22 protein-coding genes are annotated in these 25874 nt (G+C 69.4%); 7 read left to right on the forward strand and 15 right to left on the reverse strand.

Translation table 11 applies throughout. The features are described 5' to 3' along the window. Nucleotides 1-351 precede the first annotated feature (351 nt). The gene (locus OG734_RS15865; protein WP_330288151.1) at nucleotides 352-903 is read right to left on the reverse strand and encodes a DUF3455 domain-containing protein; all 552 of its coding nucleotides are present in this window, start codon (nucleotides 901-903) and stop codon (nucleotides 352-354) included. Between the two features lie 161 nt (nucleotides 904-1064). Between OG734_RS15865 and OG734_RS15870 the strand changes: the two genes are divergently transcribed. After that, nucleotides 1065-1331 (forward strand): hypothetical protein, encoded by a 267-nt coding sequence (locus OG734_RS15870; protein WP_330288152.1) that lies wholly within the window; start codon nucleotides 1065-1067, stop codon nucleotides 1329-1331. A gap of 148 nt (nucleotides 1332-1479) precedes the next feature. On the opposite strand, the gene OG734_RS15875 is transcribed toward OG734_RS15870, so the two are convergent. Continuing rightward, nucleotides 1480-2460, reverse strand: a complete 981-nt coding sequence (locus tag OG734_RS15875) for an ArsR/SmtB family transcription factor (RefSeq protein ID WP_330288153.1) — start codon at nucleotides 2458-2460, stop codon at nucleotides 1480-1482. A gap of 398 nt (nucleotides 2461-2858) precedes the next feature. On the opposite strand from OG734_RS15875, the gene OG734_RS15880 reads away from it, so the two are divergent. Continuing rightward, entirely contained in the window at nucleotides 2859-3794 is a 936-nt protein-coding gene (locus tag OG734_RS15880) for a LysR family transcriptional regulator (protein WP_330288154.1), read from the forward strand. A 227-nt stretch (nucleotides 3795-4021) separates the two neighbouring features. Next, a complete protein-coding gene (locus tag OG734_RS15885; protein WP_330288155.1) occupies nucleotides 4022-4696 on the forward strand; it encodes a maltokinase N-terminal cap-like domain-containing protein in 675 nt (224 codons plus the stop codon). 13 nt (nucleotides 4697-4709) lie between these two features. On the opposite strand, the gene OG734_RS15890 is transcribed toward OG734_RS15885, so the two are convergent. Beyond that, entirely contained in the window at nucleotides 4710-5429 is a 720-nt protein-coding gene (locus OG734_RS15890) for a class I SAM-dependent methyltransferase (RefSeq protein ID WP_330288156.1), read from the reverse strand. Between the two features lie 142 nt (nucleotides 5430-5571). Here OG734_RS15890 and OG734_RS15895 point away from each other — a divergent pair, with 142 nt between their 5' ends. Continuing rightward, nucleotides 5572-6501: a DUF5829 family protein gene (locus tag OG734_RS15895; protein WP_330293670.1), complete on the forward strand. Its 930-nt coding sequence runs from the start codon at nucleotides 5572-5574 to the stop codon at nucleotides 6499-6501. Nucleotides 6502-6600: 99 nt separating this feature from the next. Here the strand turns inward: OG734_RS15895 and OG734_RS15900 are convergent, their stop codons facing one another. Then, nucleotides 6601-7644: an NAD(P)-dependent alcohol dehydrogenase gene (locus OG734_RS15900; protein ID WP_330288157.1), complete on the reverse strand. Its 1044-nt coding sequence runs from the start codon at nucleotides 7642-7644 to the stop codon at nucleotides 6601-6603. A gap of 171 nt (nucleotides 7645-7815) precedes the next feature. On the opposite strand from OG734_RS15900, the gene OG734_RS15905 reads away from it, so the two are divergent. Continuing rightward, nucleotides 7816-8745 (forward strand): helix-turn-helix transcriptional regulator, encoded by a 930-nt coding sequence (locus tag OG734_RS15905; protein WP_330288158.1) that lies wholly within the window; start codon nucleotides 7816-7818, stop codon nucleotides 8743-8745. A 182-nt stretch (nucleotides 8746-8927) separates the two neighbouring features. Here OG734_RS15905 and OG734_RS15910 read toward each other — a convergent pair whose 3' ends face one another. From OG734_RS15910 to OG734_RS15930, 5 genes are all read right to left on the reverse strand, one after another. Further along, nucleotides 8928-12191, reverse strand: a complete 3264-nt coding sequence (locus OG734_RS15910) for a S8 family peptidase (RefSeq protein WP_330288159.1) — start codon at nucleotides 12189-12191, stop codon at nucleotides 8928-8930. Nucleotides 12192-12495: 304 nt separating this feature from the next. Beyond that, on the reverse strand, nucleotides 12496-13179 hold the full coding sequence (locus tag OG734_RS15915; protein WP_330288160.1) for an ABC transporter ATP-binding protein: 684 nt from the start codon (nucleotides 13177-13179) through the stop codon (nucleotides 12496-12498). Between the two features lie 129 nt (nucleotides 13180-13308). Next, the gene (locus tag OG734_RS15920; protein ID WP_330288161.1) at nucleotides 13309-14793 is read right to left on the reverse strand and encodes an ABC transporter permease; all 1485 of its coding nucleotides are present in this window, start codon (nucleotides 14791-14793) and stop codon (nucleotides 13309-13311) included. Between the two features lie 169 nt (nucleotides 14794-14962). After that, nucleotides 14963-16234, reverse strand: coding sequence for a L,D-transpeptidase (locus tag OG734_RS15925; RefSeq protein WP_330288162.1), 1272 nt, complete (start codon nucleotides 16232-16234; stop codon nucleotides 14963-14965). A gap of 279 nt (nucleotides 16235-16513) precedes the next feature. Next, nucleotides 16514-16867, reverse strand: a complete 354-nt coding sequence (locus tag OG734_RS15930; protein ID WP_330288163.1) for a hypothetical protein — start codon at nucleotides 16865-16867, stop codon at nucleotides 16514-16516. 110 nt (nucleotides 16868-16977) lie between these two features. Between OG734_RS15930 and OG734_RS15935 the strand changes: the two genes are divergently transcribed. Next, nucleotides 16978-17382, forward strand: a complete 405-nt coding sequence (locus tag OG734_RS15935) for a cell wall protein (RefSeq protein ID WP_443064865.1) — start codon at nucleotides 16978-16980, stop codon at nucleotides 17380-17382. 126 nt (nucleotides 17383-17508) lie between these two features. Here the strand turns inward: OG734_RS15935 and hutH are convergent, their stop codons facing one another. The 3 genes from hutH to OG734_RS15950 all read right to left on the reverse strand — a co-directional run bounded on the left by hutH (nucleotide 17509) and on the right by OG734_RS15950 (nucleotide 21364). Then, a complete protein-coding gene (gene hutH / locus OG734_RS15940; protein WP_330293672.1) occupies nucleotides 17509-19047 on the reverse strand; it encodes a histidine ammonia-lyase in 1539 nt (512 codons plus the stop codon). A 228-nt stretch (nucleotides 19048-19275) separates the two neighbouring features. Beyond that, complete coding sequence (locus tag OG734_RS15945) at nucleotides 19276-20436, reverse strand: GGDEF domain-containing protein (RefSeq protein WP_330288164.1); 1161 nt, start codon at nucleotides 20434-20436, stop codon at nucleotides 19276-19278. A gap of 109 nt (nucleotides 20437-20545) precedes the next feature. Then, nucleotides 20546-21364 (reverse strand): enoyl-CoA hydratase/isomerase family protein, encoded by an 819-nt coding sequence (locus tag OG734_RS15950; protein WP_330288165.1) that lies wholly within the window; start codon nucleotides 21362-21364, stop codon nucleotides 20546-20548. Nucleotides 21365-21571: 207 nt separating this feature from the next. Between OG734_RS15950 and OG734_RS15955 the strand changes: the two genes are divergently transcribed. After that, nucleotides 21572-22393: a hypothetical protein gene (locus OG734_RS15955; protein WP_330288166.1), complete on the forward strand. Its 822-nt coding sequence runs from the start codon at nucleotides 21572-21574 to the stop codon at nucleotides 22391-22393. 122 nt (nucleotides 22394-22515) lie between these two features. Here OG734_RS15955 and OG734_RS15960 read toward each other — a convergent pair whose 3' ends face one another. The 3 genes from OG734_RS15960 to OG734_RS15970 all read right to left on the reverse strand — a co-directional run bounded on the left by OG734_RS15960 (nucleotide 22516) and on the right by OG734_RS15970 (nucleotide 25706). Further along, nucleotides 22516-23253: a VC0807 family protein gene (locus OG734_RS15960; RefSeq protein ID WP_330288167.1), complete on the reverse strand. Its 738-nt coding sequence runs from the start codon at nucleotides 23251-23253 to the stop codon at nucleotides 22516-22518. Nucleotides 23254-23497: 244 nt separating this feature from the next. Then, nucleotides 23498-24622: an adenylate/guanylate cyclase domain-containing protein gene (locus tag OG734_RS15965; RefSeq protein ID WP_330288168.1), complete on the reverse strand. Its 1125-nt coding sequence runs from the start codon at nucleotides 24620-24622 to the stop codon at nucleotides 23498-23500. 190 nt (nucleotides 24623-24812) lie between these two features. Continuing rightward, a complete protein-coding gene (locus OG734_RS15970) occupies nucleotides 24813-25706 on the reverse strand; it encodes a biotin--[acetyl-CoA-carboxylase] ligase (protein ID WP_330293673.1) in 894 nt (297 codons plus the stop codon). Nucleotides 25707-25874 lie beyond the last annotated feature (168 nt).

A 25874-nucleotide genomic window follows, 5' to 3' on the forward strand; every position in this document is an offset into this window, starting at 1 on the left:
GCGCCACCGCATGACGATCCGACCGTGGACGTCTGGTACGCCGCACCGCACTCGGCCGGTGTCATGACCTGCGCTAACGCTGTCCGAGCGGGCGAGCGGGCGAGCGGTGCGGACTCTGCGGGAGTCTGCGCCCTCGTCCGACTGGCCGTGGCGTCGCCCCCATGCGGCGCCACGGCGACACGGCGACTCGTCCCGTTGGAGCAGTTGGAAAGGGCTGGTCTGTGCCGGCGAGGAATGCCCGCATCAGCCGGGTACGCGACGGTCCCCGGTGCCTGGCGGTACCGGGGACCGTCGCTTACGTCGCTTGTGGCCCTGGATTCAAGGAAGTTGACGAGCGATGACGAGCGATGACTACTTGGTCGGCTTGTAGAACGTGTACGTCGCGGAGTAGGGAACGCTCACCTGGTCGGTGCCGGTGCAGGCAGCGGCAGGGGCGACGCCGCCGCGGGTGTTGAGGCGCTGGATGTAGGAGACGTCGGCGAAGACACCGGTGCCGCGCGTGGCGGTCGACTTCAGGAGGAGCTCCGGGATCGTGCCGGTCTTGGGGGAGTTGGCGACGGCGGCGGCGTTGACCGCGCTGCCGTCCACGGTGGACACCCAGACCGGGCCGCGGGAGTGGAGGGCCACGGCACGGCGGGAGTGGTCGTTCTTGGCCCAGAGGGTGGCGGCGGGCTCCAGCAGCTTCCAGGCGCCGTCGGTGCAGGTGTAGGTCTGGACGCCTTCGGCGGAGAAAACGCCGGTCAGTCTGTTGCCGTCGGGGACTTTCAGCGCGGCGGGAGCGTCGACACCGTGGCGGGCGGGCTGCGAGACCGCGGCCTGGCCGACCGTCGCACTCAGGAGCGTGCCGGCCGATACGGCGGCGAGAGCTGTGGTGGTGAGGATGATTCGCTTGGCGAGTTTCATCGGGCTTGTCTCCAGAACGTTTTCTGAACTCTGAACTCCGGCGCTGGACTTGGCCGCGGGAGCGGCACGGATGTCACGCATGTCCCTGTGCCGGAACTGTGCGGTCCGTCGATCTTCCGGGCACGGTAATTGCTCTCGGGCCCTCAGCCCCGCCCTGTTCCGTGAAGATCGACAACGAGAACGTGAACAACTCGTGTGCGTCGCGGCATTTCGGGTCCGCGAACTACGCGAACTCCTCGGCATACGAACTCAGCCCCCTCTGGTCGAACAGCGGCTACCCGGGCTCCTTCGGCGACGTGCGCGTGTACGCGGACATCAATTACGTGGGCGCCTCCACCTGCGCTCCCAACGGGGGCTCGGGCAACATCCCGTCGGAGTGGAACGACCGCATCTCCTCCCACAAGTGGGTCACCAACTGCGGCTTCTGACCGTCGCACTCCCGCCGTCGGGCCTTCCGGGTGTCACGCCCGGGAGGCCTGCCGGGCGCAGAGGACGAGCCGTCCGCAGCACCCGCCACGTCAAGTCAGGGGGCCCGGCATACGGCGGAGATCACCATCCGACGCTGAGCCGAAAACCTCAGTGGCCGGCTTCGAGGATCTGCAGGCCGAGCGGCGTGGCGGTATGAACAACGCACTTCCCACTGCGCTGACTGCTGACCAGACCGCTCTCGCGCAGGACTGTGATCTGGTAGGAGATGCTGGACTGAGCGACCCCGACGGCGTGAGCGACGTCCGAGGACGTGCGGCCGTCCCGGCGGGCGATGGCGGACAGGATGGCGGCACGGGTGCGCCCGAGGAGACGGGCGGCCCCCGTTCCCCACGGTTGGGCCAGGTCCCAAGGACTCTTGGCCACCGGATAGACGAGGACGGGCGGGAGTGCCGGGTTGGCCGGGGCGGTCGGACGCCGCCAGCAGAAGAAGGACGGAATGAGGAGAAGCCCCCGGCCGTCCAGTGACACGTCACGGTCGACCGGGTAGTCCACCTCAAGGACCGGGTCCCGCCACCGGGCGAACGGAGCCAGACCTTCGAGGAGCGCCTGGACACCGCCGTCGAGCAACGTTCTTGTGCGCACGTCCACATCGGCTCCCACCACGGCACGCATGCGCGGCCAGTGCGGCCGAACCGTCGTCTCGAAGTACGTATCCAGGGCCCTGGCGATCACAAGGAGGTTGGTGTCGCTCGGGCGTGGCGCCGTGCCCGGCCTGCCGATCCCGCGCTGGACGGTGTCCAGCCGGGTGAGCTGGTGTGAGACCTCACGGGGTGAAGTGCTGCAGATCGTGTCCAGCGCTGCCGGGAGTCCATCCGCGGCTGAGGGAGTCAAGAAGTCAGGGATGTAGCCGACGCTGGGCACCAGCCCACGCAGGGGAGACAGAGCCGCGCGCAGCCTCTCGTCACGGAGCAGCCGGTGACGCGTCGTGCTCCGCCACGTACCGAACGCCGTCTGCCCCTCGTCGGTCTTTAATCGGCACATGCTGCAGATGATTTCCCACGTGGGATCAGGGTGGCGCAGGAGCCGGATCTTCTTCAGGTCGTCGGCGGTGAAGTGCAGACGGAGCACGGATACCTCCTTGGCGATGGGCAGTGTGGGGTGTCGACCTCCGGCTGGACGCTGCCGTCGAACGCGTGGTGGTTCCCCGATGGCGTCGCTGTTGGCGTCGCTGTTGGCGTCGCCGTGACCCCCTGGGCGCTCACGGCGCGATGTGCAGTGCAGGCCATCGGGGGTAGGGCCGGAGGGACGAGTCGTGCCCATGCCCATACCTATGCCGCATCGGAAGCAGGCTTCTCCGCCATATCGGGCATATGGGGTGCAACAAGTGAGACTTCCCCCCGATTTTTCGCAGTGGGTCGGACTGCGAAGCAACACGGATCTCGCCCCGCCATGCTGACCCGGAACAGGTCGACTGCGCCAGAGAAGCACCGGGGAGGATACGTCGATGGTCCGATAACCTCATCTCTATGGTTGCCGGGAACAGGCGTCATCGAAGCCTGCGTCATCCGAGTGTTCACCAACTGCGCCTACTGCTCGTCGTGGCGGAGGAACTGCACTTTGGGCGGGCGGCCTCACGCATGTTCATCTCGCAGCCCGCACTCAGTCAGCAGATCCGTGCTCTGGAGGAGCGCCTGGGAGTCTCGTTGATCGAACGCGGGGGTGGGGTCGTACGGCTGACGCCCGCGGGACGCGCGGTTGCTGAGGAGTCCAGGGCGGTCATCAACAAGCTGGATCGGCTGCTTCAGGTGGCCGACTCACACGCCGGGGCGGTAACCGGAAAAGTACGGGTCGGGTCGCTCGGCGCTGAGGCCGCCATGCCGCATGCCAGTGCTGTGCTTGCCCAGCTACGTGACCATCATCCCCACCTTGAGGTCGAGGTGCGCACCCTCGGCTTTGTCCAGCAGTTCGACTTTCTGGTTAACGGAGAGGTCGACGCGGCGTTCCTGCGCGGTCCGCTGCCCTCAGGGTTCCAGAGCTGTCGACTGGCCACGGAATCGCGCGTCGTGTGCCTGGCGGCAGCTGATCCCCTGGCCTGCGAGGAGACTCTGACACTGGCTCAGCTTGCGGACCGCATGGTCGTCGACATGCCACGGGAAGTGCCCCGTACATGGTGGGATCACCTCACCGTCAATCCCCGACCCGACGGGACTCGGGTGCGATTCGGGCCCCTGGTGCGGGACACCGAGGCCATGGTCCTGGCGGTCCTGCAAAGGCAGGCCATCACTTTCCTTCCGGCCTCGGCACGCCGCCTCTATCCACGCCCGGGGCTCGTCTATGTCGACGTCCCCGAGCTCGGTGAGTCGGTCTCCTTCCTCGCGTGGCTCCCGGCGAACCGCGACCTGCCTGCCGTACGCGCCCTGCGAGCGGCGGCTCACTCGGCGCAGCAGAAGCAGGAGGAGTGACCCCGCAACGAGAGTTGTCCAACCTGAAGTTGCAGGTCGCGGGACTGGCGTGGGCCGGTGCCGGCGTGCTCGTGGCGGTCGGGGCCTGATCGCCAGCAGGCCGAGCTTCCGCCAGGCGAGTTCGTGTCACCCGCGTCGGCGGACGACTTCGCCGATGCGCTGTTGAGGAGGTAACAGGAGGAGGTAACAGAGGGGAATCTTCCGTCACCGGAAGAAGTTCACGAGGCATGGCTCTCATCCACCACACGACCCTGACCCCCACCAAGCTGGAGCTGCTGGCGGCCTGGCTTCCCACGCGGCCTTGGTACGTCGGTGGGGCGCGTGAGCCGGAGTTGACCAAGGTCGGCGGATTTCGGCTCGATGATCCGGACGGGGAGGTCGGCATCGAGTTCATGGTGGTCACTGACGCCTCGGGCGAGACGCCGGTCTCCTACCACGTGCCGCTCAGCTACCGCGGCGCGCCGCTCGACGGAGCCGACCAGGCGCTCGTCGGGACGACCGAGCACGGGGTGCTGGGCAAGCGGTGGGTGTACGACGGGACCCACGACCCGGTGGTCGTCGGTCAGCTCCTCGCGTTCCTCCAAGGCCGTGCCGAGGCGCAGGCCCAGGGGTTGAGCGACACCCCCGACCCCACTGTCACCGGTTACTTCACGGGGGCCGGGGTCTCCGCCGAGGTCGCGTCGGTTGCCGTCACCGATGGGCAGCACGGCACCGCCGTGGTCGTGGAAACCGTTGCAGGTTCCCTGACCCTCCAAGTGACGCGCACCCTCCCGACGCCGGAGCAGCAGGCCCCGGGCATCGACACAAGCGAGGCTCAGGGGCACGTCACCGCCGGCTGGCGCTTGCCGGACGGCAGCGAGGTTCGCGCCCCGTTCGTGCTCGTCGGCGACACCGTGCGCTGAAAGGGCTGCGCGGCTACACCACCTGCCCCACACCCCGATCCCCGTAGTACGACGCGACAGCGGGCTGCCCGGTGTAGTTGGGGCCCGCGTCGGGGTCGGCGCCCAGGTAGGTGAAGGGAAGCCCGACCGGCCTCCCGCCCCGCAGGGTCAGCCGGTGATGCCGGGCCGAGTACGCGAAGCCGGCGGCGCGCAGTGCCGCGAGGACCGGGCGGGAGGCGTCGGTGCCGTCGGGGCGCCGTAGTGTCACGGGGTCGAAGTGGGCGACCAGCAGGCCCGCGTCGGTGAGCCAGGAGGCCGCCCGTTCCAGGAGGGCGAGGCGGTCGCCGATGTAGTGGAGGCCATGGACGCAGGTGATGAGGTGGTAGCAGCGCGCCGGGGACCACTGGCCGAGGTCGGCGGTGATGAGTTCGAGGCCGTCGGGCAGGGCTGCCGGCCGCAGCGGGCCCACCAGGTCCACGCCGGTGATCGTGGTGGCCTGTGGAAGGTGCGGGGCCGCCGCGCGGAGGGCCAGTCCCTCTCCGCTGCACAGGTCGAGCCAGGAGGGGGCGGGGCCGCACCCGCCGAGGAACTCGGCCGGGTCGAAGCCGAGTTCGCGCGTGTAGCTGTTGACGCCTGTGAGCACCCGTTCGCGGTTCATCGTGCTGTTGGCCACGACGGAGTGCGCGGTCAACTCGTCGTCCTTGACCAGCTGAGGCGAGTCTCGGGCCGTTGTCGGCGAAGTCCCGTCGATCACCAAGCAATTGTGCGACACGAGCGACCTGCGATACGGGTACGGGTACGGGTACGAGCACCGGCACAGGCGTCCCGAAAACCGACAGCGGACGCAAATCCTCCGGCCTACGATCGCTCGCATGCTGCTTCGAAGAACGTTACGGATGATCATGGTCATCGCGGTGGCCCTCGCAGCGGCGGTGCAGGGAGGCGCCGCGAACGCGGCGCCCGCCCAGAAGGACCAACCACCGTCGCCTGAACGGCAGTTGCTCTACTACAACCACGCCTACGGGGTGTTCGACCGGGAGACCGCCGACGCCGTCGAACACTCCGCCTATCTGCGGGAGTTCGCCAACTTCCAGGTCCGCACCACGACCGGGGCCGGCGGCGAGACCTGGACCGGCCGGTATCTGATGGGTCGCGAGACCTATCTCGAGCTGTTCGGGGTGGGGGACGTACCCGGCCAGGACGGCACCCTCGGCTCCGCCGGAACGGGGCTGTCGACCGAGCGCGCCGGTGACCAGGCCACCGTGATCGAGCGGTTGCGGGAGCAAGGGGTCACCGACCCGGTCCTGTTCCGCCAGACGCGGGACTTCGGCGACGGCGTCCCGGTGCCGTGGTTCGACGCTGTCCTCACCACCCTCCAGTACGACGCGTACGGCGCCTGGGCGATGGAGTACACGCCCGAGTACTTCGCCGACCCGCGCAGCAACACCGAGCCGGCCGCCTTCCCCGGTGACGTCGGCCGGGAGCGTTACCTGCCCGATCTCTACCGCGACCACCTGATGCGGGACGTCACCTCGGTACGCCTCGCCGTCACCGCACGCGACCTCGCCGCCACGGTGCCGTTGCTGCGGGCCGGCGGGTTCGCCGTCCGGCCGGTGGCGAACGGCGGCGTCGTCGCGCAGGGCGGCGGCACCACGATCCGCTACGACGTCGTCGCGCGCGAACACGCGGGGATGCGACGGGTCGAGATGTCCCTCAACCGGCCCGTGAAACACCGGCACGAGGAACGGCTCGGGCATTCGACCCTGGTCGTCGGCCCGGGCGCCCACGCCGTGTGGACGTTCGACGACACCAGCGGGGCCGGATGACCGTACGCCCCGTAGGCAGGGCCCCGGCGTTCACCACCCGCCGGGGCCCTCACCTCACACGGGACTCACCCGCGTATCACCCGCGTCTCACCCGACGGATCAGATCGTCGCCGCGTCGATCACGAAGCGGTAGCGGACGTCGCTCGCCAGGACCCGCTCGTACGCGTCGTTGATCTCCGAGGCGCTGATCAGCTCGATCTCCGAGCCCAGGCCGTGCTCGGCGCAGAAGTCCAGCATCTCCTGGGTCTCCTGGATGCCGCCGATGCCGGAGCCGGCGAGGGTCTTGCGGCCGGCGATCACCGAGAAGAGGTTCAGCGCGACAGGCTCTTCGGGGGCGCCCACGTTCACGAACGCGCCGTCCGTCTTGAGGAGCGACAGGTAGCTGTCCAGGTTCAGCGGGGCGGACACCGTGGACAGGATGATGTCGAAGGTGCCGCGCAGCTCCTTGAAGGTGGCCTCGTCGCTGGTGGCGTAGTAGTGCGCGGCGCCCAGCTTCAGGCCGTCCTCCTTCTTGCGCAGGGACTGCGAGAGGACCGTGACCTCGGCGCCGAGCGCGTGCGCGATCTTGACGCCCATGTGGCCGAGGCCGCCCATGCCGAGGATCGCGACCTTCTTGCCGGGGCCGGCGTTCCAGTGCTTCAGCGGGGAGTACGTGGTGATGCCGGCGCAGAGCAGCGGCGCGGCCACGTCGAGGGCGAGGCCGTCGGGGATGCGGACGGTGAAGCTCTCGTCGACGACGACCTTCTCGGAGTAGCCGCCGTAGGTCGGCTCACCGTTCTTGTCGAGGGCGTTGTACGTGCCGACACCGCCCTTGAGGCAGTACTGCTCCAGGCCGGCCTTGCAGTTCTCGCACTCGCGGCACGAGTCGACCAGACAGCCGACGCCCACGTGGTCGCCGACCGCGAACTTGGTGACGCCGGAGCCGACCGCCTCGACGACACCGGCGATCTCGTGGCCGGGCACCATCGGGAAGATGGCCTCGCCCCAGCCCTCGCGGGCCTGGTGGATGTCGGAGTGGCAGATACCGGCGAACTTGATGTCGATCAGCACGTCGAACTCGCCGACCTCGCGACGTTCGATCGTGGTGCGCTCCAGCGGAGCCTTGGCGGAGGGGGCGGCGTATGCAGCGACTGTGGTGGTCATGCCGGGAGTTCTCCTAGAGGGGGTTCACGCCCGGCCGCCTTCTGACCGGGTGCGACAACCAGTGTGCCGAACGTTTGAGCTTTCACCCAGTCCACGCTTCTGCGTACGTCCAGCGGTCCTACCACTGGCGGGGTCAGGCTCGTGTTCGTACGACCGGGAATACTGGACCGTATGGACGAACATCCCGAATCAGCGTATCCGGCGAACGCCTCCGCGAACGGGCGGAACACCGGCGGTGCGCTGGACCGGCGTGCCGAGCTCAGCGAGTTCCTGCGCACCCGGCGGGCCCGGCTCAAGCCGGAGGACGTGGGGCTGCCGGACTTCGGGCGGCACCGCCGGGTGCCCGGGCTGCGCCGCGAGGAGCTCGCCCAGCTGGCCGGGGTGTCCGTCGCCTACTACACGCGACTCGAACAGGGCAACGGGCGAAACGTCTCCGCGGAGGTCCTCGACGCCATCGCCCGCGCCCTGCGGCTGACGGGCGCCGAGCACGCCCACCTCACCCACCTCGCCAAGCCGAAGCAGCACAAGAAGAAGCCGTCGGTGCGGACGCAGGTCGTACGCGGGACGCTGCGGCAACTGCTCGACACGCTGGACGGTGTACCGGCGTACATCGCAGGGCGGCGTACGGACATCCTGGCGTGGAACGCGATGACCGCGTCCCTCTTCGGGGACTGGGCCGAGCTGCCGCCGCAGGACCGCAACTGGGCGCGGCTGGTGTTCCTGCGGCCCGAGTACCACGACCTGTTCCTGGACTGGGAGCAGAAGGCGATCGACATCGTCTGCCATCTGCGTATGGATGCCGGCTGTTATCCGGAGGACCCGAGGCTGTCCGCGCTGGTGGGTGAGCTGTCGGTGAAGAGCGAGGAGTTCCGGCGGCTGTGGGCGACCCACGACGTCAAGGAGAAGAGCCACGGGGTGAAGCGGTTCCAGCATCCTCTGGTGGGTGAACTGACCCTGAACTTCGAGTCGTTCAGGCTCCCGGACGACAGCGACCAGATACTGATCGTCTACAGCGCGGAACCGGGATCACCGTCGGCGGAGGGCTTGCGCCTGCTGGCCAGCTGGGGGCGGGACGCGACGAAGGCGGGCGCGAGTTCCTGAACTGGGGGCTGCTCCCCCAGCCCCTCCGGCGTCTGAGGAGCGGGAGTTCGGGGGTTCGGGGGTTCGGGGGCAGCGCCCCCCGAGGACGGGACGGGTAGGGGCGGCGGGGGCGAGAAACACGGACGGACGGCCCGCCGGAGACATCCCCCCGACAGGCCGTCCGCCCACACGCCTCCGGCGACCTACTTGCCGTAGTACGCGTTGTAGATCGAGATCGTCGACTTGTTGCCCTTCTTGTCGGTGATCTTCGCGTGGTAGGAGATCGCCGCCCCCTTCTTCGGGTTCACGACGGTGATCTTCCCGTTCTTCACGGTGAGCTTCTTCCAGGTCTTGCCGTAGTCGTACGACGCGTACACCGACAGCGTCTTCAGGTTGCGGCCGCGCGCCGCGCCCTCGACGACGACCGGGAACGTGGCCCTCTTGCCCGCCGCGACCTTGCTGTCCAGGCCGACGGCCGCGTTGAAGCGGACCGAGGAGGCCGGCAGCTGAGCCCCGTCCTCCCCCGGCTTCTTCGACCGGAACGTCCAGCTCGCGTCGATCCGGGTGGACGCCTGGGCGACCTTGACGCTGCGCTTGACCGACGTCGTCAGCTTGTACGCGGCGTCGCCCGCCGGAACCGTGAACGCCTTCTCGGCGAACAGCGGATCGTCGTTCGTAGCGACCTTCCTGCCGTTGCGGTAGAGCGTCGTCGTCACCGACGTGAAGTCGGACGAGCCTGGGTGGCCCGCACCGTCGGCGAACAGCGGCACCAGACCGTAGATGAAGTTGCCGTCGCGGAAGAGGCCGTAGTCGGGCAGCAGCCGCGGGCCGAAGACCGCGGTGTTGAAGGTGCGCGTGTACTTCTTGCCCGCCTTCAGCGTTTCCGGGGTACCGAGCGTGTAGGAGGCCTCGGGGATCGGGACACCCTGTGCGTTCTTGCCCTTGAACTGGGTGAATTCGAAGATCCACTGGACCTTCTCACCCGTGGACATGTACGACGTACGCGTGCCCGGCAGCGCCTGCTCGACGAGCCCGCCGAAGCTGACGTCCTCGGGCAGCAGGGCGATCACGCCGAGCGCACCGGTCTTGTGGGGCGACCCGGCACCAAGGCGGTTCGACACCGTGGCGAACTCGCTCGCCTTGAAGTGGCGGACCTTGTTGCCCTGGATCTTCTTCACCTTGGCCGTGGTGATCACGTCGTACTCCGCGCCCGCGCCCTTGCTGAACTGGCCGAACCAGGTCTGCGAGAGGCCGGTGACCTCCGCGCCGATGTGGGCCATCCGCAGATTCGCGAAGGAGTCGAGGTTGACTCCCACGGTGATGCCCGGCACCTCGTACAGATAGTCGACCGTCACGCTCTGCGGCTTGGCACCTGCGTCCGGCACCGTGATGTCGGCCGCCTTGGTGGTGCGCGCGTCGATCGTCACCGAGGTGTTCCTGGTGACCGTCAGTTTCGGCTGGACCAGCCAGTCGAGACCGTCACCGCCCAGGTCGGGCTTGGTGAAGTCCTTCGCGATCCACGCGTCCAGGAGGTACGTGCCCTTGGGCAGCCGCACGATCGTGGTGCCGGTGGCCGCCGGCGGGACCTCGTAGTAGCGGCCGGTGGCCAGGCCGCTGTAGCCATCGACGACCGTGTAGTACTCGCCGGTCGGCTGCCCAGCCTTGTCGATGTGCTTGACCGTGACGTCGTACGACTCGACCTCACGGTTGACCGCCGCCGCCGTACGGACGCTCTGGGCACCGGCCGTCGCCGTCACGTACGAGGAGTACGTGCCGTCGAGGGTGCCGCCCACCTTGGTGTTGACGGTGTAGCCGACGGAGGCCTTGCCGCCCGCCGGGACCTTCAGCGTCGTCGCGGACAGCTTGAAGAAGCCGGCCGGAGCGGCCTGGCCCTTCGGGTTGGTCGCGGTCGCCGCCAGCTTCAGCGTGACGTCGGTCTTGCCGAGGTTGCGGTACGTCAGCTGCTTGGGGACCGGGGTGTCGTCGGTGTGCGGCCACGCCTGCGTGCCGAAGCTCACCGACGCGGGGTCGGCGATCACGGTCTGCTTGATGGCCTTGTCGACCTGGATACGGCCCGAACCCTGCTGGAACGGCGTGTACTTGCCGCCCTTCGCGGACCCGGTGAGCGCACCCTTGATCTCGGTGTACGTCCAGTCCGGGTGCTCCTGCTTGAGGATCGCCGCCGCGCCCGCCACATGCGGTGTCGCCATCGACGTACCCGAGAGGGTGAGGTACCCGGCCGGCTTCTCGCCGACCTCCTGCTCGATGAGGCTGCCCTTGGCGGAGGCGGCCGTGATGTCCACGCCGGGCGCGGTCACGTCCGGCTTGATGGCGCCGTCGCCGACGCGCGGGCCGGTGCTGGAGGTGTCGGCCAGCAGGTCCTTGTCGTCGACCGCGCCGACGGTGAGCGCCGCGTCGGCGCTGCCCGGTGAACCGACCGACTCCGGACCGGAGTTGCCCGCCGCGATCGCGAAGAGGATGCCCTTCCCGGCGGACAGCTTGTTGACCGTCGCCTCCAGCGGGTCCACCTCGGGGGTGTCCTGGCCGCCGAGGCTGAGGTTGACGATCTGGGCGCCCTGCTCGGCCGCCCACTCCATGCCGGCGAGGATGCCCGAGTCGTCACCGGAGCCGGTGTCGTCGAGGACCTTGCCGCTGATGATCTTGGCGCCGGGTGCGACACCCTTGTACTTGCCGCCGGACTTGGCGCCGGTGCCCGCCGCGATGGACGCGACGTGCGTGCCGTGGCCGACCTTGTCGGCGGTGGTGGTGGCCGTGGAGAAGTTCTTGGCCGCGATCACCTGGTTCTTGAGGTCCGGGTGGGTGGCGTCGACACCCGTGTCCAGGACGGCGATCTTGACGCCCTTGCCGTTGTAGCCGGCCGCCCACGCCTTCGGCGCGCCGATCTGCGGCACGGACTTGTCGAGGCTCGCCCTGCGGGTGCCGTCGAGCCAGATGTGCGCGATCCCGGCGGCGGTCCTGTCGCCGTTGGTCACCGCGTCCCAGAGTTCGGGAGTGTCCTTCTGCGGTGTCTGCACGGCGTCCGCGTTCAGGGACTTCAGCGTCCGGCGCAGCGTGCCCGCGTCGCGGACGTCGGCCTTGGTGGCGGTCGCCGCCCCCGCGTAACCGACGATGACCTTCAGTCCCTTCTGCTGGGACTTCCGGGTCGTCTCCTTGTTCAACTCCGTGATGTCGAACAGCCGTTGGTCGAGCTTGCCGCCCGAGACCAGACGGGCCGCGTCGGCCGGAACGACGAGCGTGTGCCCGTCGACCTTGCGGATCTGTACGGGTATCTTGTCGCGGCCCGCCGCCCGCTCCAGGCCGACGACGCGACCCTTGGCGTCGACGGCGACCCGGTCACCGGTGATCAGCGTGATGCGGTGCGCCGGCTTGAGCTTCTGGGCAGCAGCACTGGTCACGCGCTGCTGTTCGGCCTTCGCCTCGCCCTTCGCGGACGCCGGGCCGGTCATGCCCGCCGCGAGGGCAACTGCGGCTGCCGTGGCTACGGTTGCCGCGCATACTCTTTTCACTTGTTTGCGCAAGTCTCCCCCTGGAGCGCTGGCTGAAGTGCCGGGCAAGTTCCCCGTTCACCCGGCTGGGGGAGTTCCGCACGCATGCGCACACACCCCCCGACCGTGAATTATGCCGAGGGGTGATCAGCCGCTCAATAGACTGGACGTTGACGAGTCGGCTGTTACGAGGCAGTGACGAATTCCTGCGCGCCGCTGTTCCCTTTACGCGCCGGTGTTCTCCCTTGCGCGCCCGCGTTCTCCCTTACGCGCCCGCGTTCTCCTTCACGGTGATCTTTCCCTTACGGATTGTGGCCACCCGCGGGGCCTTCTTCGCGATCGCCGAATCGTGCGTGACCATGATGAAAGTGAGCCCGAGCTCCTTCCACATGGTTTCCAGTACGTCCATGATCTCGTCGCGCATCGACTCGTCGAGGTTCCCGGTGGGCTCGTCGGCGAGCAGCACCTTGGGCTGCTTGACCAGCGCACGAGCGATGGCGACGCGCTGCTGCTGGCCGCCGGACATCTCCCCCGGCAGATGCCCGAGGCGCTCTCCGAGCCCGACCGACTTCAGGGCCTCGGCGGCCCGTTCGCGGCGTTCCCTGCCCTTGACGCCGAGCGGTACGAGAGCGGTCTCGACGTTTTCCTGGGCCGACAGTGTCGGAATGAGATTGAAGCTCTGGAAGACGAACCCGATGTTCTCGCTACGGACTTTGGTGAGGCGGCTCTCGGACAGTTTGGCGAGATCCGTGCCGTCGAGATCGATACTGCCCTCGGTGGGGCGGTCGAGGCCGCCGAGCATTTGCAGCAGCGTGGACTTGCCGCCGCCTGTGGGGCCCTGGATGACCAGGCGGTCGCCGTCGGCGATGGTCAGGTCGATGCCCGCGAGGGCGTCGACGGCTTCTTTTCCTCGGGTGTAGCGCTTGGTTACGCCCTTGAGTTCGTACATGGTGGCTCCTGCGTGAGATTCGGGGTGGTGGCGGTCGTTTGTCGGCTGCGGGCCGGTGGGGGCTGGTCGCGCAGTTCCCCGCGCCCCTCAGGTGGGTCCAGTCCCCGCCGGCCGCAGCCGAGCCCCTCGTTACTCGACGCGCCTCAGCGCGTCCGCCGGACGCAGCCGCGACGCGCGCCAGCCGCCGAACGCGCCGGCGATCAGGCCGCCGGTGACGGCGAGGCCGACCGCGAGGACGATGGTGGAGACGGCGACGGGCGCGGTGAGCGCGACCGTCAGGGCCTTGGACGCGGCCTGCCGGCCGAAGCCGCCACCACCCCCGGGGAAGCCGCCCCCGCCGCCGGGACCGGCGTTGCCGCCCGAACTGCCCAGCTCCGCCTGGAGTTCAGGGCTGATCGCGGTGACGGCATACGCACCCGCGAGGCCCAGCGCGATCCCGAGGGCACCGCCCACCAGCCCGTTGACGATGGCCTCGCCGACGACCTGCCGGGTGACCCGGCCGGACTTCCAGCCGAGCGCCTTCAGCGTGCCGAACTCGCGCACCCGCCGGGAGACGGCCGAGGAGGTGAGCAGGCCCGCGACCAGGAAGGCGGCGACGAGCACCGCGATGGACAGCCACTTGCCGACGCTGGAGGCCAGGTCGGAGGCGGTGGACAGGGACCCGGAGACGGTACTCGCGAGATCCGCAGATGTCGTGACGGTCGTACCCGAGATGTTCTTCTGGATGGTCGACTTGACGGAGCTGATCTGCTGGGAGTCCGTCGCCTGGACGTAGATCGTGGTGACCTTGTCCTTGGAGTCGCTGAGGGTCTGGGCCTGCTTCAGCGGGATGTACAGGTTGGCCGCCGCGTCGCCGCTCTCGGGGGTGGCGATGCCGATGGCCTTGTACTTGACGCTCTTGATGGTGACCGTGCTGCCGACCTTGAGCTTCTTCTCCTTGGCGTAGGAGGCGTCGACGACCACTACCTTGGCGTCGGTCTCGGAGGTCGTGAAGGTGCGTCCGCTGGTGATCTTCGAGGAGGTCAGCGGCCCGAGTTCCGGCTTGGTGACGTCGGCGCCGTACACCGAGTAGTTGTTGACGTCGAACTCGGCGCCACCGCCCTCAACCCGCCCCTCCGGAGCGCCCGTTGAGCCGCCGCGGGGGAATCCGCCGCCCTGGTTGCCGCCTGTGCTCTGCTCCTCCTGCCGGAACTGGCCCTGCCTGAACTGGCCGCTGACCTTGATGACCTGGAGGCTCAGCCCGCCGACGGCGTCCGAAACGCCCTTCTGCGTACCGACCTTGGTGACCGTGGAGGCGGCCAGGGTCTCGAAGCCCTGGACCAACACCCGGTCGCTGCTCTGCTCCGTGTCGGAGTCGTTGCCCTGGGCGTCGAACTGGAAGCGCCGGCGCTGGGTGTCACCGGTGCCGGTCTGGGCCGCGGCGGCCTTGGTGACGGTCATGTCGGTACCGAGTCCGTACAACGACTCGAGGACCTTGTCCTGCGCCTTCGACATGCCCGAGGACACGGAGGTGACCACGATGACCAGGGCGATGCCGAGCGCAAGCCCGGAGGCGACGACGAGTGCCGCTTTACGGCGGCGGCGCAGTTCGCGCCTCAGGTAGGTGAAGAACATGGCCGCAAGCTAGGTACGCCGCGTGATGACGCGATAAGCCCCGCATAAGAGACGCATGAGAAGGCTGTGATCAGCGTCAGAACTGCTGTGAAAACGCCGAGGGCGGTCGCTCGTACGAGCGACCGCCCTCGGAAATCGGGGAGTCAGGAGAGTCCGGGCCGACGGATCGTCAGGCCTGCGAACCCGCCTTCCAGTCCGCCCAGCTCATGTTCCAGCCGTTGAGGCCGTTGGCCGGGTCGACCGTCTTGTCACCGGTGTTCCGGACGTCCACGACGTCACCGATGATCGAGTGGTCGTAGAACCAGGCGCCCTCGCTGTTCGGGTCGTTGGCGCCCTTGGTGTCGTTCAGGCCGACGCAGCCGTGGCTGACGTTGGCGCTGCCGAAGGTCCCGTCGGGGCTCCAGTAGTTGCCGTGCACGAAGGTGCCGGACGTGGTCAGCCGGATGGCGTGCGGCACGTCCTTGATGTCGTACTCGCCCTTGCCGTCGTCGTCGGTGAAGCCCACGGTCGCGCCGTTCATGCGCGTCTCCTTGAACTTCTCCGACATCACCATCCTGCCCTCGTACGTCTTGTTCTCGGGCGAACCGGAGGAGATCGGGATGGTCTTGACGACCTTGCCGTCCTGGGTGACCTTCATCGTCTTCGTCTTGGCGTCGACGATGGACACCTGGTTGCGGCCGATCTTGAACGTGACCGTCTTCTGCTGCACGCCGTAGACACCGCTCGCGCCCTCCACTCCGTCGAGCGCCAGCTTCAGCGTGACGGTGGAGTTCTCCTGCCAGTAGTCGTCGGGCCGGCAGTCCATACGGGTGTCGTTGAACCAGTGGCAGACGACTTCCTGCCCACTGGTCGAGGAGACCGTGACGGCCTTCTGCACGGCAGACTTGTCGGTGATCGCCTTGTCGAAGTTGATCGACACGGGCATGCCCACCCCGACGGTCGAGCCGTCCTCGGGAGTGAAGTAGCCGACGAAGCTGTTCGCGGCGGCGACCGTGGTGAACGAGGCGTTCTCGTGGGCGGCGCGGCCGTCGGCGTCCTTCGCCTCGGCCGTCACCTTGTAGGTGGTGGCGCGCTCCAGCTGGCCGCTCGGCTTCCAGCTGGTCTTGTCGGCCGATATCTCACCGGCGACAGCGGTACCGTCCGCCGTCGTCATCTCCACGGCCGTCAGAGTGCCCTTGGTCACCGCCACCTGGGCGGCGTTGTTGATGGAGGCGTTGTTCGAACCGTCCCCTGGCGTGATCTTGATCTGCGCCTCGGAGGCCTTCTCGGCCGCCGCCTCGTCGGCCTTGGCCTGCGAGGTGTCGGTACCGCTGTCGCCCTTGGAGGCACTGTCGCTGTCGCCTCCGCTGCACGCAGAGAGCACCAGCACGCCACCGAGCAGGGCGGACGCGGCCATCAGACCCTTGCGCCGCCTACTGTCCGTCATCACACGCTTCTCCATCGTTGCCGAATCCCCGAACCGTCAACCGCCGGGACTCACGAGTCCCCGTACGGAACCTGACAAGTACCCGTAACAAGCTTCAACGCTACGACCGGTTCGTCCCGTTCCACATTCACCTGATGTGTGGGGCACACCACGTCGCCTGGGTCACAGGAGGCTGTCCGCCCGTCCTGTACTCCACCGGGTCGCGTGGTGCCCATGCCGGTCACTGCTCCCTCTGAGACGACGAAACCCCGGTCGGCGGTTGCCGCCCGGGGTCACGAATTCTCCCCAGCCGCGTCAGCCGTCGACCCGCTCCCCGACCACCTCGTCGCCTTCCACGTCATCATCCTCGTCCAGATCCCAATCCGGCGAATCCGGGTCGTAGTCGATCTCCTCGCTGCTCCACGAGGCCTGTGCCAGTTCGGTCCCCGGCACCTCTCCGATCAGGTCGAACGGGTCCACGAGGTACGCGAGCGCCTCCGCGGTGTCTTCCGTCACAGCGTCCTCGGCGTGCACCCGCTCGTCGGCCGGCATCTCGGCGTCACCGGCGATCCGCTGCAGCGCGGCCTTCGTCAGGGCGTCCACGTCGTCGACCTCGACGACCAGTTCCACCCGAAGTCGTACAAAACGTGATGTCTCTGATGTGCTCATGGTCGGAGAGCGTACGGCTCACAGCTCCCGCAACTTTCCCACGACCCGCGCCTTTCATTAGCATCGGGGCCACGGCCAATTCGCCAGCGCCACAAGGGGATCGATATTCCGTGTCATCCGCACATCGATCGTTGTTGACCGCCACCGCCGCAGGCACCCTCCTGGGTGCTCTGTGGTTCGTCCCGTCCGCCAACGCGACGGCCGAGAAGTCGGTGGAGCGGCAGCACAGAGCGGACACGTCCATGTCCACGATGTCGGACTTCACTCGTCAGATATCCGTGACGAAAACGAACACAAGCACCAGTACGACCACCGGCACGAGCACGAGTGGGAGCACGACCACCGCCACGTCGACATCCACGACGACCTCGGACTCGGCCGCCGACGACGGCACCCGCCTCGCCGACACCGGCACCTTCGACACCACCCCGTACGTCTACGGCGGCACACTCAGCCTCGCCCTGGGCGCGGGGTTCGTGGTGTATTCGCTGCGGCGGGAACGCCTGGGGTTCTGAGCGGGATCGGGACGCGGGATACCAAGTTTTTGCGGAACTTGGAGAACTTGACGTTTTTTTGACCGTCGAAGAAAAGGGGCCCCGTCCGGCGGCACCGGCAGGGCCCCGACCCCCGCACCGCGGCGGCTACTGCAGCGGCCCGGTCACCGGCTCCACCGCCGCGACCACCTGCCCACCCCGCACGAACACGTCCGCCGCGGCGAGGTCGGGCGCCAGGAACCGGTCCGGCCCCGGCCCCTCGACCCCGGCCGCCCGTACGGCGTCGATGACGGCCTGGGACGCGGGCGCGGGCGTCAGACCCTCCCGCAGCTCGATGGCGCGCGTGGCGGCGTACAGCTCGACGGCGATGATCCGGGCGAGGTTGTCGACGGCCGTACGGAGTTTGCGCGCCGCCGACCAGCCCATCGAGACGTGGTCCTCCTGCATCGCGGAGGACGGGATCGAGTCGGCCGAGGCGGGTACGGCGAGCCGCTTCAACTCGCTGACCAGAGCGGCCTGCGTGTACTGGGCGATCATCAGCCCGCTGTCCACCCCGGCGTCGTCCGCGAGGAACGGCGGCAGCCCGTGCGAGCGGTTCTTGTCGAGGAGACGGTCCGTGCGCCGCTCGGCGATCGACCCCAGGTCGGCGACGGCGATGGCGAGGAAGTCGAGGACGTACGCCACCGGAGCGCCGTGGAAGTTCCCGTTGGACTCGACGCGCCCGTCGGGAAGGACGACGGGATTGTCGACGGACGAGGCCAGCTCCCGCTCGGCGACGAGCCGCGCATGTGCCATGGTGTCCCGCCCGGCACCGGCGACCTGCGGGGCACAGCGCACGGAGTAGGCGTCCTGGACACGCGGCGCGCCGTCCTGGTGATGCCCGGTGAGCTCCGAACCCCTCAGCACGGCGAGCATGTTGGCCGCGCTGGCCCCCTGACCCGGGTGCGGCCGGATGGCGTGCAACTCGGGCGCGAGCACCTTGTCGGTCCCGAGGAGCGCCTCCAGCGAGAGCGCGGCGGTGACGTCGGCGGACTTATAGAGGGTGTCGAGGTCGGCGAGGGCCATGATCAGCATGCCGAGCATGCCGTCGGTGCCGTTGAGGAGGGCCAGGCCCTCCTTCTCACGCAGCTCGACGGGCGCGATGCCGTGCTCGGCGAGAAGTTCACCGGCCGGCCGCACCACCCCGTCCGGCCCTTCCGCGTCGCCCTCGCCCATGAGCGTGAGGGCGCAGTGGGAGAGGGGTGCGAGGTCTCCGGAGCAGCCGAGGGAGCCGTACTCGTGCACGACCGGGGTGATGCCGGCGTTGAGCAGGTCGGCCATGGTCTGCGCGACCACGGGCCGTACGCCGGTGTGCCCCGAGCAGACGGTCTTGAGCCGCAGGAACATCAGGGCCCGTACGACCTCCCGCTCGACCCTCGGACCCATGCCGGCGGCGTGCGAGCGGACGATGTTGCGCTGGAGCTGGGCCCGCAGTTCGGGGCTGATGTGCCGGCTCGCCAGGGCACCGAACCCGGTGCTCACGCCGTAGACGGGCGTGGGCTCGGCGGCCAGCGCGTCGATGATTCCGCGGGCCTTCGCGAGGGCGGCGACAGCCTCGCCGGACAGCTCGATCCGGGCCCCGCCGCGCGCCACGGCGAGCACGTCGGCCGCGGTCGTCCCGGACGTCCCCACCACCACAGTGTGCATATCCATATTCAGGAGCGTACGCAGTGAATTCCAAGATGTCACTACCGGGTGCCCGGTACACCCCTTACAACACGCCAGCACCCGCCCGCACGCCTAGCACCCGCCCTCACCCCCAAGCACCGGCCCGCACCCCCAGCCCGTCCGGCGATTGAGGACAAGGCCCGTTCAGGGCCGGAGGGGGCCTGGGGGCGCAGCCCCCAGCAAGGGCCCGCACCAACCCCCCGCACCTCACAACCGCCGCCCACGGAACCGCCGCCGCTCAACAACTTCCTCCCCGGAGGGCCTCGCGTCAGCGAGCCGGACGACCGGGTCGTCGGGGCCCTCGCGCCCCGCGACCACGGGCCGGTCCGCGTGGACCGCCTTCGCCCGGTACTGCGCCGCATCGGCGAGCCGGAACAACCGGCGAGCCGTCCGCACCGGCCCGATCGCGTCGGCGGTCGACGCGATCCCGCAGGCGACCCCCTCCCCCAGCTCCAACTCGGCGGCGCGACGGCACAGTTCGCCCGCCGCCCGAACCACGTCGTCGACGGGCGCACCGACCACGAGGAGGCAGAACTCGTCGCCGCCGAGCCGGGCGGCGAGGGCGCCGGGCAGCATGGCCCCGCACAGCGACAGCACGGATCCGAACCGTTCGAGGAGCCGGTCGCCGACGGCGTGCCCCAGGCTGTCGTTGACGCGCTTGAGCCCGTTCAGATCGCAGACGACCAGACTGACCACGGCACCGTCCCGCCGGTGCCGCTCGATCGCCTCGTCGAGGTGGGCGTCCACCGCGCGGCGGTTGGCGAGCCCGGTGAGCGCGTCGGTGAAGGCGAGCCGCCGCGCCTCCTCCAGCCGCTCGGTCTGGGCGATCCCGGCGGCGACGACAGAGGCCAGGACGGTGGCGAAGTCGGCGTCGGCACGGCCGAAGACGGGGGCACCGGCGGGCCGGGCGACGTACAGCTCACCCCAGGCCCTGCCATGCAGCACGACGGGGGCGACGACACAGCAGCCGCGCCCCCGGCGCCGTAGGGCGGCGACGCGCTGATGGCAGTACCCGGCGCGCCCCGCCGACGGCCCTCGTGCCGGCCCCTCGGCGGTCTCGACCCAGGCGTTGGGCTCACCACCGCCCGCCCATCGCTCGTGCAGGAACTCGGCGATCTCCGGGAACTCGTGCACGGGGTAGGCCTCCCCCTCCGGGAACTCCTCCTCGTCGGCGGCCCGCTCCCCCACGTTCACGAGGACCCGCAGCCGCCCCAGCTCCCGCTCCCAGACCGACAGCGCGGCGAAGTTACCGGCCAGCGCGTGACACCCACCGAGCGCGGCGGCACGCCAGGACTCGCGGGGGCTCTGCGCGGCGGCCATGCCCTGCGCGAGCGTCACGACGGCGCGGAGCCGGCTTTCCTCACCCATTGACCCAGGTTAGGAATGTTTGGGATGAATTGAGACATCGAGAGGGCGAACGAGGGGGCCCTTACGGAAGGGCCCTTACAACGCCCGGAGGAGCTCTGACAACGCCCCCCTACTCACCCGGCCAGACCGGCGCCCGCTTCTCGGCGAACGCCGCCACCCCCTCCGCCCGGTCGCCGGAAAAGGCAACGGAACGCCACGCGGCGTCCTCCACCTCAAGGCCCGCCCGCAGGTCCAACCCGAACCCCGTCCGCAACGCCCGCTTGGCCGCCCGTACCCCGACAGGGGAATTCGCCGCGATCCGGGACGCCAGCGTCAGCGCCTCCTCCCGGTCGCGCCCCTCCTCCACCAGCACGTCCACCAGCCCCAGCTCCCGCGCCTCGGCCCCCTCCACCCGCCGCGCCGTGAAGATCAGCTCGGCGGCCCGCGCCGCCCCCACCCGCCGGGGCAGCAACTGCGTACCGCCGCCCCCCGGAATCACCCCCACGGACACCTCCGGCAGCCCCACCACGGCCGTGGAGTCCGCCACGATCAGATCGCAGGACAGCGCCAGCTCGAACCCGCCGCCCAGCGCGAACCCGTGCACCGCGGCGATCGTCGGCATCGGCAACTCCAGCACACCCGTGTACGCACCCCGCGCCACCGGCCGCTGCCGGACCAGCTCGGCGTCGGACATCGAGTTCCGCTCCTTGAGATCGGCCCCGACGCAGAACGCCCGCTCATGGGTGGAGGTCAGCACCACCGCGCGTACGTCACGGTCGGCGACCAGCGCCGCACACGCGCCGCCGATGGACCGGGCCATGGCGGAGGAGACCGCGTTCATGGCCTTCGGCCGATCGAGGACGAGCTCGGCGACGTAATCGTGCCGCCGCACCACAACGAACTCCCCGAACCGCTCCTCGGACCGTTCCTCGGACCGCTCCTCACCCATGACACCCTCCTGGTTAACGCAGGTTAACTACAGCCGCCCCGATCATCGCAGCCCGCCCGTGCCCAGGGGAAGAACAGACGGAGAAGGGACCCCCTCTCCTCGTTCGGGTGACATCGCACCGGTCTCCCGAAATCCGCTGCCAGGAGCGCATAACGTGCGCTCCGCCACGGCGCACCCGGGGCACGAGCGCAACGGGGAGGGATCGCGATGACGGACACAGCGACGAGGCCGGTCGAGACAGGCACACCGAGGCACGCCCAGGTCCCGCCACGGGTCCCGCCCCAGTCACCGCCTCAGTCCCCGCCCCCTGCCCGGGCATGGACGCCTCCCCCGCCCCGCGCCACGCCCCCGGCACCCGAGACCACGCCCACCACCCCCCTCGTCAACCGCCCCCGGGGCCGGCACCGCAAGCCCCGCCCCCGCAAAGTGCTGCTCGCGGCGGGCGGCTTCGCGCTGGCCGCCGGGGTCCTGAGCCTCGTACGGATGACGCCCGACGGCGGAGTGGGCGGCGTCGGCAGGGCGCAGGCCCAGACCGACCTGGCCACGGACACCAACGCGACCACGGCTGACGACACCTCGGCGGACCGCACCGGCAACACGGTGGCCACCGTCGACGGAGTCCCCACGGCGAACCCGTCGGCGAGCGCCCCCATGGGCGGCGCGACCCCCGTCCCGACCGCGCCCGCGCTCCCGACGGCTCTCCCGAGTACGACCGGCCCCCTGCGGCCCATGCCCCTCGGCGCGCTGCCCACGTCTCTCGCGCCCGCCGCCGACGCCACCACGATCCCGCAGCAGCCCAGCACACCGGCGCCTGTCACCACCCCCGGCCAGTTGCGGCCGACGGCTCCGGCACCGGCCGCGATGGCGCCTCAGCCCCAGCCACAGCCCCCGCAGCAGGCGGCACCGGCCCCCACGCCGACGCCAGAGCCCTCGCGGGCCCCCGCACCGGCACCGGAGGCCTCGGCGCCCGGCGGGGTGTGCGTACCGCTCATCGGCCTGTGCGTGGACGCGCTGAACCACCGCCACTGAGCCATCACGACGGAGGCGGGTTACTGAGTTTCGCCGCGCGATGTCGCAGAGGACCGGCCTCGACCCGCGAGGGATCAGGCCGCTCCGGCACTTCACGCAATGATCACCAGCAAGGGCTGCTCTCAGGTCACGGTGCCGTTCCCGGCCAGACCCGTGGCACCAGGCGCCTCGACCGGTCCCTGCGCCCGCTCAGCCTGGGCCTGCTTGCGCCGGCTGTAGCGGATCGTCCAGAAGACCAGGGAGACGAGCACCGCGAACGGCCCGATGCTGCTGACGCTCACCATGATCGACGTCGACAACATGTACGTCAGCAGGACGCGAACGGCGGCCTCGACCACGAACGCGACGCCCCACACGATGGTGATCGTCCGCTGGGTGCGCCGGAAGCCGTCGTACCGCCACAAGCTTTCCCACCAGGCGCGACTCGCCTCGGTGCCGTCGGTGGCGAACTTGCGGCCCATGTAGTACGCGAACGGACGCGCCATCACCAGCGTCAGCAGAATCCCCAGGCCGATGATGCCGATCAGCAGCGAATCCTTGATCAGGATCGCACGGGCGCTGTTGAACGCCACCATGCTCACCAGCGTCAAGCCCATCGTGATCAATGTGAAGACGCCGAAGTCGTCGATCTGGCGGCGGAGCGCGTAGACGACACTGATCTCCCCCAACGGCAGCAGAGAGGCGAGCATCAGTGCATGCGCCTTGCTCCACCCGTGATCGGTCAGGTAGCCGTAGAGCAGGATCGGCCCGGCGATGTTGAAGACGATCGTGGGGCCCCAGTGGGCCAGCAGACTACGTATGGAACGACTGGACGCATCGGGCTTGCCGGTGCCTTCAGCCGCTGTGATGGCGTCGTTCACCGCGTCACGTCCCCCGTCACGTTGATCGCCAATGGTGGACTGAGGCTAGAAGGTCGCCGAAGATCGCACAAGGCGCCTGCCGTCGAAGACAGGTTCTCGGCTCGCGACTACAGGTGATCTTCGTCTGATGGCCCGGAACGATGCCAGCCCTCGCAGGTCAGCGCCCCCTCGCGACATCACGCGGCAAATCTCAGTAGGCGGGTCAGGCGGGTTGACGAGCGGCCGGGTCAGCCCTGTGCAGGCCCTATGCGACGGGGCCGGCCCGCCGGGTCAGCAGCCAGGGCTCGACCACGCCGAGCCCGCGCACCGGGCGCTGCCACATCGGCTGGAGCGCGAAGCGGTACACCGGCGGCTCCTCGCCCTCCTTCTCCGCGGCGGCAGCGGCCTCGGCCGCCTCCGCCTCGGAGGCGGGCGCGTCCCCGGTACGGATCAGCTCCTCCGCGAACGCCGCGTCGACGAGCACGGCATCCCGTGGCGCTATCGACGTCAACCGCGAGGCCAGATTCACCGTCGACCCGAACACATCGCCCATGCGGGTGGTCACCGTGCCGAAGGCCATCCCGACCCGCAGCTCGGGCATCGTCTCGTCGTGCGCCATCGTCTCGATCAGCCGCAGCGCGATCTCGGCGGCCACACCCGGCTCGTCCGCCGCGTACAGCACCTCGTCGCCGAGCGTCTTGACGAGCCGCCCGCCGTTCGCCGCCACCAGATCGGCGGCCGTGGTCTCGAAGGCCTCGACGAGTTCGCCGAGCTCCTCCTCCTCCATACGACGGGTCAGCCGCGTGAACCCGACCAGGTCGGCGAAGCAGACGGCGAGCCGCCGGTCGACCATCTCCTCGTCGTCGGCGGCCTGCACGACCCGCCCGGTCGCGGCGGCGAGCTGGCGCCGCCAGACGTACACGATGAACTCCTCCAGCTCGGGCAGGAGCAGCTCGATCAGCGGGTACGTCACCTCGGTGCGCGTCATTCCGGGCTCGGGCGGCTCGGTCAGCCCCTCCAGGAAGGAATCGATCTGCCACTCGGCCAAACGGGCGGTGGTCTGCCCCGTGGAGCGCGCCACCTGCACGGCCATCGCCTCGCTCAGCAGCCCCGCCTCCACGAGACCGGCGAGCCGGCGCAGCGCGAGTACGTCCGCCTCCGTCAGCGCCTTGGCCTGCCCGATGTCGGCGAAGCCCATCGCCCGCCAGAAACGGGACGCCAGTTCCATGGAGACACCGGCGCTGCGGGCCGCCTGAAAGGGGGTGTAGCGCCGCTCGGCACCGAGGATGAGCTGTTCCAGACGCAGGGCGAGCGGGTCATCACCGGGGTCGGCGTCCTGCCCATCCACCCGGCTGCCCGCCGCGTCAGAGCCCGTGTCGTCGACGGTCACGCCTGCTGCCCTTCCGATCTGTCACGGTCAGATATCGACCGCCCTCAACGATACGGCCTCGCTCCGCTGGGTCCAGCAGGGACGACGCGCCGGAGTTGGTGTGAGCCTCACTGGGGGCTGCCGCCCCCAGACCCCGCTCCGGCCCTGAACGGGCCTTGTCCTCAGTCGCCGGACGGGCTGAAAATCCACCTCACGCCGGCCGCAAGTGCACCACATCCCCCGCCCCCACCGGCTCCTGCACCCCCTCCCCCGTGGCCAGCACCAACCTTCCGTCGCCGTCCACAGCAACCGCCTCCCCCACCACACTCCGGTCCCCCGGCAACTCCGCCCGCACTGTCCGCCCCAACGTCGCGCACCCCGCCGCATACGTCTCCTGCAGCCCCGACAACACGGGATCCCCCTCCGCCGCCCGCCACCGCAGGTACCACTGCTCCAGCGACCGCAGCACCGCCCGCAGCAGCGGATCCCGGTCCGTCCCCACAGCCCCCGCCAGGACCAGCGACCCCGCCGTCGGCACCGGCAGCTCGTCCTCGCGCAGGGTGACGTTGATGCCGATGCCGATCACCACACCGTCCGTACCGGCCCGCTCCGCGAGGATCCCGCCCGCCTTGCGCTCCGCGCCTCCCACGCTCACCAGCAGGTCATTGGGCCATTTGAGGGACGTATCGACGCCCGCGGCGCGTGACAGCCCCGTCGCCACCGCGACCCCGGTGAGCAGCGGCAGCCATCCCCAGCGGGTCACCGGCACCTGTGTCGGCTTCAGCAGCACGGAGAAGAACAGTCCGGAACGAGCAGGCGCCGTCCACTGCCGGTCCAGCCGACCGCGTCCGGCGGTCTGCTCCTCGGCGAGCAGGATCACGCCCTCGGCTGCCTTGCCCGCGGTCGCCAGGGCGACCAGGTCCGCGTTGGTCGAGCCGGTACTCCGCACCACGTTCACGTCGGACCACAGGCTGCCCTCGCGCACGAGAGCCCTGCGCAGGCCAGCGGCGTTCAGAGGGGGGCGGTCGAGGTCGGACCAGCGGTCCGACCTCGGCTCACCGTGCCCGTCGGGCGGGTTACCTTCATCGTTCGGTGGCGTCTCCATCATGCAAGCCACACTAGATTTGACATCCTCGATCCCGCAGAGGGGGATGGATTCCAGCCCTTGAGGGCTGAGGTTCACAGGTGCTCGACCGGTCTCGCGATGTCACCTCTCCGGCGTGTCCCGCCGCGACATCCTGAGCATATGCGTGGCCGCGTGTTCACGTGCCAC

The organism is Streptomyces sp. NBC_00576, assembly GCF_036345175.1.
GTDB lineage: Bacteria > Actinomycetota > Actinomycetes > Streptomycetales > Streptomycetaceae > Streptomyces.

Bases quoted from the DNA above. Each gene is read 5' to 3' on its own strand.
- OG734_RS15865 (WP_330288151.1), bottom strand. From the start codon at position 903: ATGAAACTCGCCAAGCGAATCATCCTCACCACCACAGCTCTCGCCGCC.
- OG734_RS15880 (WP_330288154.1), top strand. From the start codon at position 2,859: ATGGTTGCCGGGAACAGGCGTCATCGAAGCCTGCGTCATCCGAGTGTT.
- OG734_RS15885 (WP_330288155.1), top strand. From the start codon at position 4,022: ATGGCTCTCATCCACCACACGACCCTGACCCCCACCAAGCTGGAGCTG.
- OG734_RS15895 (WP_330293670.1), top strand. From the start codon at position 5,572: ATGATCATGGTCATCGCGGTGGCCCTCGCAGCGGCGGTGCAGGGAGGC.
- OG734_RS15900 (WP_330288157.1), bottom strand. From the start codon at position 7,644: ATGACCACCACAGTCGCTGCATACGCCGCCCCCTCCGCCAAGGCTCCG.
- OG734_RS15905 (WP_330288158.1), top strand. From the start codon at position 7,816: ATGGACGAACATCCCGAATCAGCGTATCCGGCGAACGCCTCCGCGAAC.
- OG734_RS15910 (WP_330288159.1), bottom strand. From the start codon at position 12,191: ATGACCGGCCCGGCGTCCGCGAAGGGCGAGGCGAAGGCCGAACAGCAG.
- OG734_RS15915 (WP_330288160.1), bottom strand. From the start codon at position 13,179: ATGTACGAACTCAAGGGCGTAACCAAGCGCTACACCCGAGGAAAAGAA.
- OG734_RS15920 (WP_330288161.1), bottom strand. From the start codon at position 14,793: ATGTTCTTCACCTACCTGAGGCGCGAACTGCGCCGCCGCCGTAAAGCG.
- OG734_RS15925 (WP_330288162.1), bottom strand. From the start codon at position 16,234: ATGGAGAAGCGTGTGATGACGGACAGTAGGCGGCGCAAGGGTCTGATG.
- OG734_RS15930 (WP_330288163.1), bottom strand. From the start codon at position 16,867: ATGAGCACATCAGAGACATCACGTTTTGTACGACTTCGGGTGGAACTG.
- hutH (WP_330293672.1), bottom strand. From the start codon at position 19,047: ATGCACACTGTGGTGGTGGGGACGTCCGGGACGACCGCGGCCGACGTG.
- OG734_RS15945 (WP_330288164.1), bottom strand. From the start codon at position 20,436: ATGGGTGAGGAAAGCCGGCTCCGCGCCGTCGTGACGCTCGCGCAGGGC.
- OG734_RS15950 (WP_330288165.1), bottom strand. From the start codon at position 21,364: ATGGGTGAGGAGCGGTCCGAGGAACGGTCCGAGGAGCGGTTCGGGGAG.
- OG734_RS15955 (WP_330288166.1), top strand. From the start codon at position 21,572: ATGACGGACACAGCGACGAGGCCGGTCGAGACAGGCACACCGAGGCAC.
- OG734_RS15970 (WP_330293673.1), bottom strand. From the start codon at position 25,706: ATGGAGACGCCACCGAACGATGAAGGTAACCCGCCCGACGGGCACGGT.